This window comes from Amycolatopsis sp. NPDC024027 (genome assembly GCF_040638975.1).
In the GTDB taxonomy this organism is placed as follows: Bacteria; Actinomycetota; Actinomycetes; order Mycobacteriales; family Pseudonocardiaceae; genus Amycolatopsis.
In genome coordinates this window covers 306031-321102 of the sequence record NZ_JBEZYY010000010.1, presented here as the reverse complement: position 1 = coordinate 321102, position 15072 = coordinate 306031, and the positions used below count along the sequence as shown (strand labels likewise).

At 73.9% G+C, this 15072-nt stretch carries 13 protein-coding genes; 8 read left to right on the top strand and 5 right to left on the bottom strand.

Annotated elements, in window-relative coordinates; translation table 11 throughout:
• Nucleotides 1-210 precede the first annotated feature (210 nt).
• Entirely contained in the window at nt 211-1599 is a 1389-nt protein-coding gene (locus AB0F52_RS25585) for an endo-1,4-beta-xylanase (protein WP_360175847.1), read from the top strand.
• 48 nt (nt 1600-1647) lie between these two features.
• Here the strand turns inward: AB0F52_RS25585 and AB0F52_RS25580 are convergent, their stop codons facing one another.
• Nucleotides 1648-2850: a helix-turn-helix domain-containing protein gene (locus AB0F52_RS25580; protein WP_360175844.1), complete on the bottom strand. Its 1203-nt coding sequence runs from the start codon at nt 2848-2850 to the stop codon at nt 1648-1650.
• Nucleotides 2851-3023: 173 nt separating this feature from the next.
• Here AB0F52_RS25580 and AB0F52_RS25575 point away from each other — a divergent pair, with 173 nt between their 5' ends.
• The 7 genes from AB0F52_RS25575 to AB0F52_RS25545 are packed head-to-tail and all read left to right on the top strand — an operon-like array spanning nt 3024 to nt 9907.
• Nucleotides 3024-3281 (top strand): phosphopantetheine-binding protein, encoded by a 258-nt coding sequence (locus AB0F52_RS25575; RefSeq protein ID WP_360175841.1) that lies wholly within the window; start codon nt 3024-3026, stop codon nt 3279-3281.
• Nucleotides 3278-4525: a beta-ketoacyl-[acyl-carrier-protein] synthase family protein gene (locus AB0F52_RS25570; RefSeq protein ID WP_360175838.1), complete on the top strand. Its 1248-nt coding sequence runs from the start codon at nt 3278-3280 to the stop codon at nt 4523-4525. Before AB0F52_RS25575 ends, AB0F52_RS25570 begins: the two co-directional genes overlap by 4 nt.
• 13 nt (nt 4526-4538) lie before the next feature.
• Nucleotides 4539-5549: a ketoacyl-ACP synthase III gene (locus tag AB0F52_RS25565; protein ID WP_360175835.1), complete on the top strand. Its 1011-nt coding sequence runs from the start codon at nt 4539-4541 to the stop codon at nt 5547-5549.
• The gene (locus AB0F52_RS25560; RefSeq protein WP_360175832.1) at nt 5546-6301 is read left to right on the top strand and encodes a glycosyltransferase; all 756 of its coding nucleotides are present in this window, start codon (nt 5546-5548) and stop codon (nt 6299-6301) included. The genes AB0F52_RS25565 and AB0F52_RS25560 overlap by 4 nt, the downstream gene beginning before the upstream one ends.
• The gene (locus AB0F52_RS25555) at nt 6298-7479 is read left to right on the top strand and encodes a cytochrome P450 (RefSeq protein WP_360175829.1); all 1182 of its coding nucleotides are present in this window, start codon (nt 6298-6300) and stop codon (nt 7477-7479) included. The genes AB0F52_RS25560 and AB0F52_RS25555 overlap by 4 nt, the downstream gene beginning before the upstream one ends.
• Nucleotides 7476-9014, top strand: coding sequence for a class I adenylate-forming enzyme family protein (locus tag AB0F52_RS25550; protein ID WP_360175826.1), 1539 nt, complete (start codon nt 7476-7478; stop codon nt 9012-9014). Before AB0F52_RS25555 ends, AB0F52_RS25550 begins: the two co-directional genes overlap by 4 nt.
• Entirely contained in the window at nt 9011-9907 is an 897-nt protein-coding gene (locus tag AB0F52_RS25545; RefSeq protein WP_360175823.1) for an NAD(P)-dependent oxidoreductase, read from the top strand. Before AB0F52_RS25550 ends, AB0F52_RS25545 begins: the two co-directional genes overlap by 4 nt.
• Before the next feature lie 211 nt (nt 9908-10118).
• On the opposite strand, the gene AB0F52_RS25540 is transcribed toward AB0F52_RS25545, so the two are convergent.
• From AB0F52_RS25540 to AB0F52_RS25525, 4 genes are read right to left on the bottom strand one after another with little or no spacing between them, the layout of a single operon-like run.
• Entirely contained in the window at nt 10119-12122 is a 2004-nt protein-coding gene (locus AB0F52_RS25540) for a glycosyltransferase (RefSeq protein WP_360175820.1), read from the bottom strand.
• The gene (locus AB0F52_RS25535; RefSeq protein ID WP_360175817.1) at nt 12116-12808 is read right to left on the bottom strand and encodes a DUF998 domain-containing protein; all 693 of its coding nucleotides are present in this window, start codon (nt 12806-12808) and stop codon (nt 12116-12118) included. Before AB0F52_RS25535 ends, AB0F52_RS25540 begins: the two co-directional genes overlap by 7 nt.
• A gap of 55 nt (nt 12809-12863) precedes the next feature.
• Nucleotides 12864-14327 carry a HAMP domain-containing sensor histidine kinase gene (locus tag AB0F52_RS25530; protein ID WP_360175814.1) on the bottom strand — a complete coding sequence of 488 codons (1464 nt, stop codon included), beginning with the start codon at nt 14325-14327 and terminating at the stop codon, nt 12864-12866.
• A complete protein-coding gene (locus tag AB0F52_RS25525) occupies nt 14324-15013 on the bottom strand; it encodes a response regulator transcription factor (RefSeq protein WP_360175811.1) in 690 nt (229 codons plus the stop codon). The genes AB0F52_RS25530 and AB0F52_RS25525 overlap by 4 nt, the downstream gene beginning before the upstream one ends.
• Between the last annotated feature and the right edge of the window lie 59 nt (nt 15014-15072).

Genomic DNA, 15072 nt, shown 5'->3' with positions numbered 1-15072 from the left:
AGACGGTTGAGCGCGGTTCCCCACGCGTTGCCCGCGCCGGGTCCCGCGCGGTACCCAGCGGCAAGATCCGGTTCCGGGCTCCAGGTAACTTTCACGGATACCGCCAGGCCGCGTTCACCGATTTCGAAAGTCGGCCGAAACTTTTTGCGCGGCGCTCCGGCGGCGTGCTCTGCTGCTGGTCAAGGGGAACTTCACCGAAGGAGACCACGAATGGCGGAAAGCTCGTCGGACCTGCGCCGCAGGCGCTGGTGGCGGTCGACGACCACTCGAGTGCTGGCGGGCGTGGCGACCGTGGCCGCGACCGCAACCGTGCTGGTGACGGCGCCCGGCGCGGACGCCGCGGCCAGTACCCTGGGCGCCGCGGCCGCGCAGTCGGGCCGGTACTTCGGCACCGCGATCGCCGCCGGCCGGCTCAGCAACTCGGCCTACACCACCATCGCGGCGCGCGAGTTCAACATGGTGACGCCCGAAAACGAAATGAAGCCGGACGCGACCGAACCCAACCAGAACCAGTTCAACTTCTCGGCGGGCGACCAGGTCTACAACTGGGCGGTCAGCCACGGCTCGCGGGTCCGCGGGCACACCCTCGCCTGGCACGGGCAGCAACCCGGCTGGATGCAGAACATGGGCGGCAGCGCGCTGCGCAGCGCGATGATCAACCACATCCAGAAGGTGATGGGCCACTACCAGGGCAAGCTCGCGTACTGGGACGTCGTCAACGAGGCCTTCAACGAAGACGGCAGCCGCCGTCAGTCGAACCTGCAGGGCACCGGCAACGACTGGATCGAGGTCGCGTTCAAGACCGCGCGCGCGGCGGACCCGTCGGTCAAGCTCTGCTACAACGACTACAACATCGACAACTGGAGCTACGGCAAGACCCAGGGCGTCTACCGCATGGTCCAGGACTTCAAGTCCCGCGGTGTGCCGATCGACTGCGTGGGCCTGCAGGCCCACTTCACCGGCGGCAGCTCGGTGCCGGGCAACTTCCAGCAGACGATCTCCAGCTTCGCGGCGCTCGGCGTCGACGTGGCGCTCACCGAGGTCGACGTCACGAACTCGAACACCTCGCAGTACTCGGCACTGACCCAGGCGTGCGTGAACGTCGCGCGCTGCGTCGGCATCACCGTGTGGGGCGTGCGGGACAGCGATTCCTGGCGGTCCAACGAAAGCCCGCTGCTGTTCGACGGCAACGGCAACAAGAAGGCCGCCTACAACTCGGTGCTGAACGTCCTCAACTCCGCCGGCCCCGGCCCGACCACGACACCGACGACACCCACGACCACCCCGACGGACACCACGACCCCGACGACCACGCCCACGACACCGGGCGGGGGCAGTTGCACCGCAACGCTTTCGGCGGGGCAGTCCTGGGGTGACCGGTACAACCTCAACGTCTCGGTCAGCGGCTCCTCGTCGTGGACGGTCACGATGAACGTGCCGAGCCCCGAGCGGATCAGCACCACCTGGAACATCAACGCCACCTGGCCCAGCAGCCAGGTGCTCGTCGCGACACCCAACGGCAGCGGCAACAACTGGGGTGTCACCATCATGACCAACGGAAACCGGACCTGGCCCAGCGTCAGCTGCAGCGCTTCCTGAACCGGCGTGGGGGTGACCCGGCCGCGGAGTCCGAGCTCCGCGGCCGGGTCATTCGCGGCGCAGGTGGTCGTGGGCCAGCAAGGCCAGGCGGCAGCACAACTGGTGGCGGTCGTCTTCCAGGGACGCCCCGGTGAGCTGCTCGAGCTTGCGCAGCCGGTTGAGCACCGTGTTGCGGTGGCAGTACAGCAGTTCGCCCGCGCGGGTGGGGGAGCGGTCCGCGCGGAACCAGGCCCGCAGGGTGTCCAGGAGGACCTGGCGCTCCTCGTCCTCGAGGTCCAGGACGCGGCCCAGGGCCCGGCCCGCCAGCCGCTGGGCCAGCCGCGGACTGGCGACGACCAGCGCCTCGGGCAGCCGGTCGTCGAGCACGGCCAGCCCCGGCACGTCCGGGGACTGCGTGTGCAGCGCGATTTCCGCCAGCTGGTAGGCGATGCCGATCTCGGCCAGGCCGTCGACCTCGCCGGACAGGCCCGCGCGGTGGTGCAGGTGGGGGGCCAGCAGGCCGGCCAGCCGGTCGGCGGTGTTCCCGCCCAGCTCCACCAGCCACACCACCCGGTCCCGGTACGGTGCCACGACCACGCGCACCCCCGCCGCCGCCAGCTCCGGCACCGGCACCATTTCCTCGGCCGCCAGATCGCAGACCACCAGGACCACGACGTACCGGCCGTGCCCGGGCAGGCCGAGGTCGGCCTCGGCGTCCGCGGCCACGGCCGGGTCGACGCCCCGGCCCTCGACGAGCACCCGGACCAGCCGTTCCCGGCGCCGGTTCGCCCGGGTCTGCAGCTGGATCTCGCGCGACCGGTACCCCTCGACCATCGCCGTCGAGACGCGGTCGGTCGCCTGCCACAGCACCATCACGCTGTCGACGAACTCGGCCAGCTCGTCCGGTGACCGGCGGCGGGCCGCGGTCAGCAGCATCTCCCACAGCAGCTCGGTGCCCAGCCGGAACAGGTGCAGCACCGCCTCCAGGGGCACGCCCTGTTCGGCGCGGCGCCGGCCGGTGGCCAGCGGGGCCGCGATCCAGTCGGCCCGGGTTTCGAACCCGTCGGTCATCAGGACCAGCGCGCTGCGGGCGTTGTCCATGAACGACTGCCGCATGTCCGCGGGCGCCACCCAGTCCCCGCGCGCGTAGAACGTCTTCTCCTCGACCGCACCCCGCTCGGTCAGCCGGTCCGCGAACGACGGCAGCTCGGTGAGGACGACGGCGGCCACCTCGCGGATGACCCTCCTGGACGCGTGCGGATGCCCCGGCATCCGCCGACCATAGCCCGGCGGGGTGGGCCGGTGCCGCGAACCGGTTGTGCACGGCGCACAGCCGGGCCGGAATCCGGGCCACCCGTCAGCCGTCGGTCAGCGTCCGTTGCCAGCCTGCTCGACGTGGCCACCCGGCCCGGTATCCCGCCCCGAACCCACCCGTGAGGTAACTCGTGAGCCCTTCGGACGACGTCGAGCGCACCCTGGCCCAGCTGATCACGAAGGTGTCCGGCACCGACCCGGTGGCGATGGCCGCCGAACGCCCGCTGACCGGCCTGTCGCTGCGCGACGAACTGGACATCGACTCGCTGGCCATGGTCGAGCTGACCGACGAGATCGAGCTCAGCTACGGCCTGACGATCCCCGAGGACGGCCTGCACCTGCTGCAGACCTTCGGCGACGTCGCCGACTACCTGCGCGCCGCGGCGTGAACAGCCTGCCGCACAACGACATCGAGGTCGTGGTCACCGGCGTCGGCGCGACCACACCGCTGGGCGGCGACGTGCCCGCCACCTGGCAGGGACTGCTCGACGGCCGGCCCGGGGTGTCCACCTTGGACACCGAGTGGACGCGGGAACACCGGTTCCCGGTGCGCATCGCCGCGCGGCTCGCCGTCGAGCCCGCCGAGGTACTGGACTACGTCGAGCTCAAGCGCATGGACCGGGCGGAACAGCTGGCCGTGGTCGCGGCCCGGCAGGCGTGCCGGGACGCGGACCTGGCCGAGGACACCGTGGATCCCGTGCGGTGCGGCGTGGTGATCGGCACCGGGATCGGCGGTGCGACGACGCTGGTCACCCAGCACGACGCCCTGCGGGAGCGGGGGCTGCGGGCGGTGTCGCCGCAGCTGATCCCGATGGTCATGCCCAACGGGCCGGCCGCGCTGGTCGGCCTCGCGCTGCGGGCGCGGGCCGGGGTGCACGCCCCGATGTCGGCCTGCGCGTCCGGGGCCGAGGCGATCGCCTGGGCGTGGCGGATGATCGTGGCGGGGGAGGCCGACGTCGTGGTCGCGGGCGGCACGGACGCCTGCATCACGCCCGCCATCATGGCGGGGTTCACGCGGGCGCGGTCGATGAGCACCCGCAACGAAAGTCCCGGGACGGCGTCCCGGCCGTTCGACGCGGGCCGGGACGGCTTCGTGCTGGGGGAGGGCGCGGGCATCCTCGTGCTGGAGCGCGCGGATTTCGCCGCGGCGCGTGGCGCGAAGGCGTACGGCAGGATCGCCGGCGTGGGCATGAGCAACGACGCCCACCACATCACCGCGCCGGACCCGGACGGCGCCGGGCAGTGCGCCGCCATCACCACCGCGCTGCGCCGCGCGGGACTCGCGGCCGGCGACATCGGCCACGTGAACGCGCACGCGACCTCGACGCAGCTGGGCGACCTGACCGAGAGCGTCACGATCCGGCGCGTCCTCGGCGACGGCCCGGTGGTCACCGCGCCGAAGGGGGCGCTGGGGCACCTGCTCGGCGGCTCCGGTGCGGTCGAAGCCATCGCGACCGTGCTGTCCGTCCGGGACGGCCTGGTCCCGCCCACGGCCAACCTCGACACGCTCGACGACCGGATCGGCCTCGACGTCGTGGCCGGCGAGCCCCGCCGCGTCACGCTCACCGCGGCGATCAGCAACTCGTTCGGTTTCGGCGGGCACAACGTGACGCTGGCGTTCGCCGGTGTCTAGAAAGGACGGTGTCATGCACGTGGCGATCGGCGGTGTGTCCGCCTACCTGCCCCCGGCGCTGGTCGCCGACCGCGAGATCGAGGCCCGCATCGAGCGCGAGAGCCCCGGTTTCACGCCCCGGCCCGGGGCGATCCGGAAGCTCAGCGGGATCAAGACCCGGCACCGGGCGGCCCCGGGCGAACTGGCCTCGGACCTCGCCGTGGCGGCGGCCGCGAAACTGCTGTCCGATGCGGGACTGGGCGCGCACGAGGTGGACCTGCTCGTGTTCGCGTCCGCTTCCCAGGACCTCATCGAGCCGGCCACGGCGCACGTCGTGGCCGCGAAGCTCGGCGCGTCCTGCCCGGTGTTCGACGTGAAGAACGCCTGCAACAGCTTCCTCAACGGGATGCAGGTCGCGGAGGCGCTCATCCGTTCCGGGCAGTACCGCCGCATCCTGGTGTGCACCGGCGAGACCGGCTCCCGGGTGGTCCGGTGGTCGGTCGCCGGCCGGGAGCAGTTCGTGGACTCCCTCGCCGGCTACACCCTGTCCGACGCCGGTGCCGCGATGCTGCTGGAAGCCTCGGCCGCACCGGGCATCTTCCACCGGGACTTCTCGGCCGATTCGTCCTGCTGGGACGTCGCCTCGATTCCGGGGCACGGCGGCGCGAACTCCCGTGACCCGGTCACCGACGGCTACATGAGGGGCGACGGCCGCACCTTGATGGAGTCCGTCGTGCGCGGCATCCGGCCGCAGCTGGACGCGGCACTGGCCCGCACCGGCCTGAGCCGGGACGACTTCGCGCTCTTCTGCGTGCACCAGGTCGGTCTGCCGCACCTGCGGGTGTTCCTCGAATGCAGCGGCGTGCCCGAAGACAAGCTCGTCGTGACGATCACCGAGCACGGCAACGTCGCTTCGTGCAGCCTGCCGCTGCAGCTGAGCCTGGCGCTGGAGTCCGGCCGGTGCGGCCCGGGCGACAAGGTCGCGTTCATCGGGCTGGCCGGCGGCGTCAGCGTCGGCACCGTGTTCGCGGAGCTGTCGTCGTGACGCGCCTGTGGGTGATCATCCCCGCGTACAACGAGGAAAAGTGGATCGAGGGGCCGCTGCGGTCGCTCGCCGCCCAGCGTCACCGCGACTTCACCGTGCTGGTGGTGGACAACGCGAGCACGGACGCGACGGCCGACGTCGTCCGCGCCTTCGCCGCGGCGCACCCCGAGATGGACGTGCGGGTGATCGCCGAACCGCAGAAGGGCACGGGGGCCGCTTGTGACACCGGGATGCGCCAGGCCATCGAAAACGGGGCCACCCACCTCGCCCGGACCGACGCGGACTGCCTCGTCGCTCCACGGTGGACCGAAGCGGTCATGCGGGGCTTCGCGTCCGGGCTGGAGCTGATCGGGGGCCGGTTCAAGGCGCGCACCGACGACTTCGCCGTGCCGAGGGCCGAGCGGGCCGTGCTGGCGTTCCTGGTCGGGTTCGGCGGGTACGCCGCGCGGTTCCGCCGCGCCAACCGGGGGCCGGAGTACCTCGGCCCGTACCTGTTGTGCGCGGGCGGGAACACGGCCATCACGGCGAGCCTGTACGAGCGGTGCGGCGGCTATCCGCGTTCGTGCATCGAAGAGGACCACGAGGACCGCACGCTGGTGAACCGCGTCCGGTGCGTCACCCGGGCCTACGGGCGGCGCCGGGACATGGTCGTCTACTGGTCGCAGCGGCGGACCAAGGCGTGGGGCATCCGCAACACCTTCGCCTGGTACACCAGCCACGGCTACCGCGGCGAAACGGTGGACGTCCGATGAGGGCGGCCGCGCAGGAGCTGCGGCTGCAGCTGGCGGCGCACCCGCTCGCGTACCCCGTCGTCCGCGTTCTCGGCCGGCTCGGCCCGGCGGTGCGGGTGCCCGGGCTCGGCGTCGTCGTGAACGAGGCGTCGGTGGCCCGGGAGGTGCTGACCGACACCGAGACCTTCCGCAGCGGCGGCGGCACCGAGGCGGACCTGTGGACCCCGGTCTTCGGCCCGACGATGCTGGTCAACATGGACGGCCCGGAGCACCGGGCGATGCGGCGCAAGCTCGCCGAGTTCTTCACGCCGGCCTACGTCCGCCAGCTGGTCGACGCGGCGTGCACGGAACCGCTGGCCCGCACGGCCGAGGCCCTGCGCGCCGGCCGTCCGGTGGATGTCGTGCGGACGACGAAGGTCGTCGCCGGGGCGGTGACCAGTGCGCTGGTCGGGTTCACCGTGACCGGGTCGACGGCGGAACGGGAGGCGGCGTACCTGCGGATGACCGGCCAGGCCACCGCGATCATCGGCCTGGTCAAGCTGGGCAAGCTGAGCCTGAGCGACCGGCAGGTCGCCCGGGCTCGCGCGATCGTCGCGGAGGTCGGCGCCACCACCTCGCTGGCCTGGGAAAAGGGCGACGAAACCACCGCGGTCGGGCGGATGCGCAGCTTCGGGCTCACCGAAGACGAGGCCCGGGGGCTCGCGTCGGCGTTCCTGATCGCGGGCACCGAGACGATCACCAGCCTGCTGCCCCGGATGGTCGCGGTGCTCCACGACCACGGTGCGCTGGCCGCCGTCGCCGCCGCGTACCGCGATGGTGACACCGGGCCGATGGAGGCCGCGATCCACGAAACGGCCCGCCTGATCACCCCGGCGCCGATCATCCTGCGCAACGCCGTCCGGTCCGGGCGGATCGGCGGGGTCGCCGTGCGCGCCGGGGACCGGGTCGTCTTGTCGACGCTCAACTGCGCCCGGGCGCACGGCCGGTTCGACCTCACCCGCGCGCACCCGCCGGAGCTGCGGCGGCTGTGGTTCGGGGCGGGGCCGCACTTCTGCCTCGGCTACCCGCTGGCCATGGCCGAGATCCACGCCATCCTCGGCACCCTGGCCGGCCCCGCGGCGCTGCGGATCACCGCCCGCCGGGCCGCACCCGGCGTGCTTTTCCCCGCCTACCGGCGCCTGGAGGTCAGCCGCGCATGAACGATTTCGTGACCCGATTCCTGAGCACCGCCGGGGAGCGGCCCGGCGCCGTCGCCGTCATCGATCCGGACGGCCGCACGACGACCTTCGGCGAGCTGCGCCGCCTGGCGCTCGAAGTCAGCGCCGGGCTGCGGGCCGAGGGACTCGAGCCCGGTGACGGCGTGCTGTTCGCCGTCCGGAACTCCGCCAGGGCGATCGGCCTGTTCCTGGGGGCGTTGCGAGCCGGCGCGGTGCTCATCTCGGCGGACACGGCCGTCGGCCCGGCCCTGGTGTCGGCGCGGCTGCGGGCCTGCCGCCCGCGCTGGCTGATCGCGGAGTCGCTGTTCTACACGACCAGCGTGGTCGGGCCGGCCCGCACGTTCTGCCGTCGCCGCGGCTGGCCGGTGCCGGACCTGCGGCAGCCGATCGGCGATCCCGGGATCCGGCACGTCCACATCGGACGCCGGCTGCCCGGGGTGCCGCGCGCGGCCCGGTCGCTGAAGGACCTGCTCGGCCGGGCGCCGGGCGAGGCTCCGGAACGGGATCCGGACGCACCCGCGCTGATCGTGTTCACCTCGGGCACCACGGAGCAGCCGAAGGGGGTCGTGCACTCGCTGCGGTCGCTCACCGCGGCGGTGACGATGCTGGGCGAGCACCTGCCGTTCGCGCCCGGGGACGTGATGCACGCCGACGGCATCATGGCCGGCCTGCCCGCCCTGCTGGGCGGCGCCCGGCTCTCCCTGCCGAAGCCGTCCGCGCCGCCCGAGCGCTTCGCGCGGGACCTCGCGGAACGACGGGTGACCCACGCCTACGGGGTGCCGGTGCACCTGGCCGAGGTGTTCGGCGTCCTCCCGGAGTGGCCCGGGCACGTCCGCCACCTCGTGATGGGGTCCGCGCCCGCGGCACCCGCGGTGCTGCGGCAGGCGATGGCCGCGGTCCCGGCCGGGCAGGTGCTCTCGATCTACGCCATGACCGAAGCGATCCCGCTGGCGGTCGCCCGCGCGGAGGACAAGCTGGCGCACATCGAGCGGGGTCTCCCGGGTGATCTGCTCGGCACGCCGTCGCCCGGGGTGACCACCCGGATCGCCGAGGACGGCGAACTGCTGGTGTCGGCCCCCAACGCCTGCCTCGGCTACCTCGGCGCGCCGCCGCTGACCGAGCTGGCCACCGGCGACCTGGCCCGGCTGGACGCGGCCGGCCGGATCGTCATGACCGGCCGCAAGAAGGACATGCTGATCCGGGGCTCGTACAACATCTACCCCGGGCTGTACGAGCCGTCGATCGCGCTGCTGGCGGGGGTCCGGGAAGCGGCGATGGTCGGGACGCCCGACCCGGTGACCGGGGACGAGAGCGTGGTGCTGGCGGTCGTGGCCGACGGCGACGAGGCCGACCCGGCCCGCCTCGTCCGGCGGCTCCGCAAGCAGCTGCCGGAGCTGATCGACGCCGAAGCCGTGCCCGACCGCATCGTCGTGCTGCCGGAGCTGCCCCGCTCGGGCCGGTCCCGCAAGCTCGACCGGGGCCGCCTGCGGGAGCTGATGACCGCGAGCCGGCCGTGAAGGTCGCGGTGACCGGCGCGACCGGGTTCGTCGGCGGCGCGGTCTGCCGGGCCGCCGCGGCCGAGGGCTGGCAGGTGAGCGCCTTCGGCAGGCGCGCCGAGGCGGACCCCCGGCACGTCGGCGGGGCCGCGTACCGGTCGTGGGACATCGGGGCGGCCAAGCTCGCCGACCCGCCCGAGGTCGACGCGGTGGTGCACTGCGCGGCGTCGGCTACCGACACCGGCGTGGCCCGGGAGGTGTGGCGGACCAACCTGCTCGGCACCCACCACGTGCTGGCGTCGTTCCCGGACCGCCGCATCGTCCACGTCAGCAGCGCCAGCGTGTACGACCCGTACCGGCCGACGGTGCGGGCGAAGGAGCACGAAGCTCCGGTGGACCGGTACCTCAACGCCTACGCGGCCGCCAAGGCCGCGGCCGAGCAGCTCGTGCTGGCCATCGCCCGCGACGCGGTCGTCCTGCGGCCCCACGCCGTGTACGGCGCCGGGGACACCACCCTCCTGCCGAGGCTGCTGCAGAACGTGCGGGGTACCCGGCTGCTGGTGCCCGGCACCGGCCGGGTGCTGGTCAGCATGACCGAGGTGGGCGGCCTGGCCCGCGCCTGCCTGCTCGCCGCGACGGCCGAACCGGGGTGGCCGCGGGTGTTCAACATCGCCGACAGCGCCCCGGTGCCGATCGACTGGGCGCTGCGCGGCCTGCTGGCCTCGGCGGGTGTGCGGGTGCGGCCGGTCTACGTGCCGGCCCGCGTGCTGTCCCCGCTCGCCCGCGTGTTCCCGGGCGGGCGGCTGAACCGGTACGTGATCAGCCAGTTCGCGGTGGAACGCACGCTGGACATCACCGCGGCGATCGACCGGCTCGGCTACCGGCCGGCACCCACGGCGTTCCCGGGGCGGTGAGGCGTGGTGGGTGCGGAGCTGGGGTCCGCCGCACCCACCACGGGACCGGGGTCGGCAGCCGGGGCCACCGCCGGTGCGGGTACCCGCGTCGACGACAGTAGCGCGGCAACCCGACCGGAGGCGGCCTGCGGCCGAGGGCGCCCGCACGCGCCTGAGCTGCGGTTTCGGTGGCGGTGACGGGGAGGCGACCGGCAATTTTGCCGGTGACGGTTCACCCCCGGAGGGCGACGGCCGCCGGACGGCCCGCGACGTCGAGGTACACCCCCTCGAAGGTGTCCACTATGGAATCCAGGTCGTGCGCGGCGATCAGCTCGAGGCTGGCCTGGCCCATCGCCCTCCGGGCGGGCTCGTCGGCCAGGACGGCGGTGAGCCGGGCGGCCAGGTCCGCGACGTCGCCGGGCCGGTGGAGCCAGCCGTTGTGCCCGGGCCGCACGAGGTGCGGCAAGGCCATCGCGTCGGCGGCCACGACCGGCTTGCCCGCGGCCATCGCCTCCATCGTCGCCAGGCTCTGCAGCTCGGCGGTGCCGGGCATGCAGAACACGGCGCACCGCCGGTAGGCCCGCACCAGCTCCTCGTCCGGGACGAACCCGTGGAAGGTCACCCGGTCCGCGATGCCCAGCCGGGCGGCCAGCGCCTCCAGCCGGGCGCGTTCGCTGCCGTCGCCGACGAGCTCGACCCGCACGTCCGGGGGCAGCGCGACGGTGGCTTCCAGGAGCTCGTGGACGTTCTTCTCCGCGTCCAGCCGGCCCACGAACAACACCGCCGGCCGGCCGGCGGGCTCGGCGGACGGCCCGGCGTAGTGCGCGCGGTCGACCCCGCAGGAGATCGCCAGCACCGGCCGGTTCAGGCCGTTGCGTTCGAGCAGCCCGGCGGCCCGGGGCGTCGGGGTGGTGCAGACGGTCGCCCGGTCGAAGACCCGGACGAGATCGCGCCACGCCAGCCGGGCCAGCGGGCGGTGGGTCCAGCGCGGCAGCGGGCCGTAACCCAGGAGGTTCTCCGGCATGAAGTGGTTGGTGGCGACCACGGGCACGCCGGTCGCGGTGGCGGCGCGGACCGCGCTGCGGCCGACGAGGAAGTGCGCCTGGGTGTGCACGACGTCGGGGTCGATGCCGGCGAGCAGCGCCGGCACGGCCTTGGCCGTCCGCCAGGGCGGGCAGATCCGGAACGTCGGGTGGAACGGTGTGCGCACCGAACCGAGCCGGTGGACGGTCACCCCGGCCACCGACTCGGTGAACGTCGCGCCGCCGGGCGACGGGCAGAGGACGTGGACGTCGTGCCCGCGCCCGGCCAGGCCGGACGCCAGCCGGTGGGCGAAGTTCGCAGCGCCGTTGACGTCGGGCGGGTAGGTGTCCGCGGCGATCGCGATCCGCAGCGGGCCATCGCGGTGCGTCCGGCGTGCGGGTGCGACGGGTGCCGGCAGCGCGCGGGCGAGCAGCACGAGCCCGGCCACCGCGACGAACCCGGGTACGGCCGGTCCGGCGAGCTGTCCCGGAGCCAGCTCCCCGTAGGCGAAGACGCCGATGAGGACCGCGCTGAGCGGGTCGGCGATGGTGGTCGCGCCGGCCACGATCGGGGCGGGTCCGCTCGCGTAGGCCTGGTGCAGCAGCCACGCCCCGGCGAGGGTCGCCGCCACCGCCTCGGTGACCACGGCGACGGCCAGGCCGCCGGCGAGCGGCGCGACGGCCGCCGCCCGGATCAGCGCCGACGTGAGTCCGAAGAGGACCGCCGTGCCGAGCGCGGCGAGCAGGGCCCGGGTCCGGCCACGGGTGTACCGGGCCGCCGCGGCCAGTCCGGCGGCGGCGAGCAGCGCCCACTGCGCGGTCCCGAGGGCGGGGGCCGGCAGGGCGGCGTTCGTGACGGTGGCGGACAGCGCGACGAAACCGGCCAGCCCGGTGACGCTCATCGCCAGCGCGGCGAGGACGGTCCGGGTGAGCGGGATCCGCGCGAGCAGGACCGTGAGCACCAGGGTGAGCACGCCGATCGGCTGCACCACGGCGAGTGGCGCCATGGTGAGCGCGAGGACGTGCAGCGCGGCTCCCAGCCCGGCCAGCCCGATCCCGGCGTACCAGCCGGGCGTGCGCAGGATCGCCCGGATCCCGGACAGCCGCAGCGTCGAGCCCGTGGCCGCGCCGCGGACGGCTCGGTGTTGCAAGTGGACGGTGCCGGCGAAGCAGCACGCGCCGGCGGCGGCGAGGCCGATGGCCATGGTCAGCATGATTTCCTCCCGGAACGCAGGACGGCGAGGGCCGGCTCGCCGAGCAGGACGAGGTAGACGACGAGCACGAGCCGTTCGGCGAGCCCTTGGAACAGCGGGCCGTCGAAGCCGTGCGACGGCGCGAGGAGCACCGGCAGCTGGCTCAGCAGGAAAACCGTGAGGGCGGCCCACGCCCAGTCGGTGTACCGCTGCAGCCGGGCGGCGAGGCCGTGGTGCACCGGGTGGTTCGCGGCGCCGCGGGCGAGGAGCCCGGCCGCGGCCGGCAGGCTGACGAACAGCACCAGGCCCGCGCAGCGGTGGACCCCGGCGGCGAGCGTCATCGGCGCGCCGGTGGGGGTGGTCGGGAAGAACGCGCACAGGGTCAGGCCGGCACCCCAGCAGCCGGCCAGTGCGACGACGGGCCGGGTCACCGGCAGCCCGGCCCTGGCCAGCCCGGCCAGCAGGAAGCCGGTGCCGGCCGCCAGCGTCAGCACGCAGACGGCGAACCCGCCGGCGCCGGCGGACAGGGCGTAGTCGCTGATCACCTGCCGCACCGGATCGACCGCGGCGGCCTGGGTGACGTGCAGGACGAGGGCGGTGACCACGGACAGGCCGAAGCACGCGATCGCGGCGGCGGCCCACGGCCCGGCGGTGCGGCCTTGCCGCAGCGCCGCGGGGGCGGGGCGGATCGTTTCGACGGAGGACACGACTCGAACTTCGTGTCCGCGGGTGAAAGAACCTTAAGAACCGCCTCCGAGCCGGTTAAGAAACGCGGTCCGGCGGCAGCCGCACGCGCAGCTCGGCCCCGCCGTCCGGGGCCGGCCCCGCCACGACGCTGCCCGCGTGGGTCCCGACGATCTGCGCCACGATGGCCAGCCCGAGCCCGGACCCGGGCATCGAACGGGCCCCGGTGGCCCGGTAGAAGCGCTCGAAGACCTTCGGCCGGTCCTCTTCGTCGATGCCCGGTCCTTCGTCGGTGACGGTCAGCTCGGCCTGTCCGTCCGTTGTGGACAGCCGGACCCGGACGGTGCCGCCGGGCGGGCTCCACTTCGCGGCGTTGTCGAGCAGGTTCAGCACGACGCGGGACAGCCCGCCCGCTTGACCGGTCAGGCTCGCGGGCGTGGCCGAGACGGTGAAGACGACCTGCGGCCAGCGGGCGCGGGCGCGGATGACGGCGCTGTGGACCACGTCGGCGAGGTCGAGCGGCCCGAACGGCTCGGGGTCGGTGTTCTCCGCGGCCAGCTCGACCAGCTCGGTGGTGAGGGTGGTCAGCTCTTCGGCCTGGACCCCGAGATCCCGCAGCAGCCGGGCGCGGTCGTCCGGGGCGAGGGTCCGGCCGGAGCCGAGCTGCTGCTCGGCGTAGGTGAGCAGTTCGACGTTGGTGCGCAGGCTGGTCAGCGGGGTCCGCAGCTCGTGAGCCGCGTCCTCGACGAGCTGCTGCTGGGCGGCCTTCGACGCGGCGAGCGCGGTCAGCAGGTGGTTGACCGCGGTGGCGAGCCGGGCGATCTCGTCGTGCCCGGCCACCGGGATCGAACTGTCCAGGTCGTGCGTCTCGGCCACCGTCTCGACGGCGCCGGTGAGCCGGTCGACCGGCCGCAGGCCCGCCCGCGCGACGCCCCAGCCGACCAAACCCGCGAGGGCGGCGCCGGCGAGCCCGATCCAGGTGAGCAGGACCCGGAGGTCGTCGAGGGTCCCTTCGATGCCGGTGACGCGGGCGGCCACCTGGACCGCACCGCCGGGCCGGGCCGTGGTGAGCACGCGGTAGACCGTCTCGTCCCCGGCCTCCGCGTCGGCGAGGTCCTGGCCGGTTCCGCTCCTCGCGACGCGGGCGGCGGGCGAAGTCACCGTCCCCAGCCATTCGGCTCCGGCGCCGGCGGACACGGCGTGCCCGCGGCTGTCGAGGAACCGGACGACCACGGGTGGCGGCAACCCGGCTAGCCGGATCAGCTGCTGGATTTCCGTGGGCGGGTCGTCGTCGGACCAGGTGTCCGGCAGCTCGTCGGCGACGTGCAGGCTGCGCGCTGCTTCCTCGGGGGTCGTGGCCTGCACCGCTTGGGCGGCGTCGGCGCTCAGCCGGAGGTCCAGGTCCTCGTACATCCGGCCGTGCATCAGCCACCAGCCGGCGAGGGACACCACGACGACGGCGAGCGCGACGCCCAGCGCGGAGAGGACCGCGACCCGGGCGCGCAGGGTGAGTTTGCGCCGGCCCAGCCCGCGCAGCCTCACAGCGGGTCCTCGCGCAGGACGTAGCCGACGCCGCGCACGGTGTGCAGCAGCCGGCCGCCGCCGCCGGCTTCCAGCTTTTTGCGCAGGTAGCCGAGGTAGACGTCGAGGCTGTTCGAGCTGTTGCCGAAGTCGAAGCCCCACACGTGTTCGAACAGGACGGACCGGGTGAGCACCTGCCGCGGGTGGCGCAGGAAGAGCTCGAGGATGGCGAACTCGGTCCGCGTCAGCCGCACCGGACGGCCCGCGCGCACGACTTCCCGCGTGGCCGGGTCGAGCGCGAGGTCGTCGAAGCGCAGGTCGGCCGGCGACTCGGCGACGGCTTCGTACCGCGCGCGCCGGAGCAGGGCCCGGACGCGGGCGAGCAGCTCCTGGAGGGAGAACGGCTTGGCGAGGTAGTCGTCGGCGCCGGCGTCCAGACCCGCCACCCGCGCGGTGACGTCACCGCGGGCGGTGAGCATCAGCACGGGCACCAGGTTCCCGGCGGCCCGCAGCCGCCGGCAGGTTTCCAGGCCGTCGAGCACCGGCATGGTGACGTCGAGGATGACCCCGTCGGGTTCGCGCTCCCGGATGACCTCGAGGGCGGCCCGGCCGTCTTTGGCGATCTCGACGGCATAGCCCTCGAACCGCAGGGTGCGCGACAGGGAGTCGCACACGGCGTCCTCGTCGTCGGCGATCACGATCAGCACTCTGCCGATTGTCCGAGGCGGGCGGGGTGGCGGCCAGGCGAGGTTTTAAGAAACGGCTA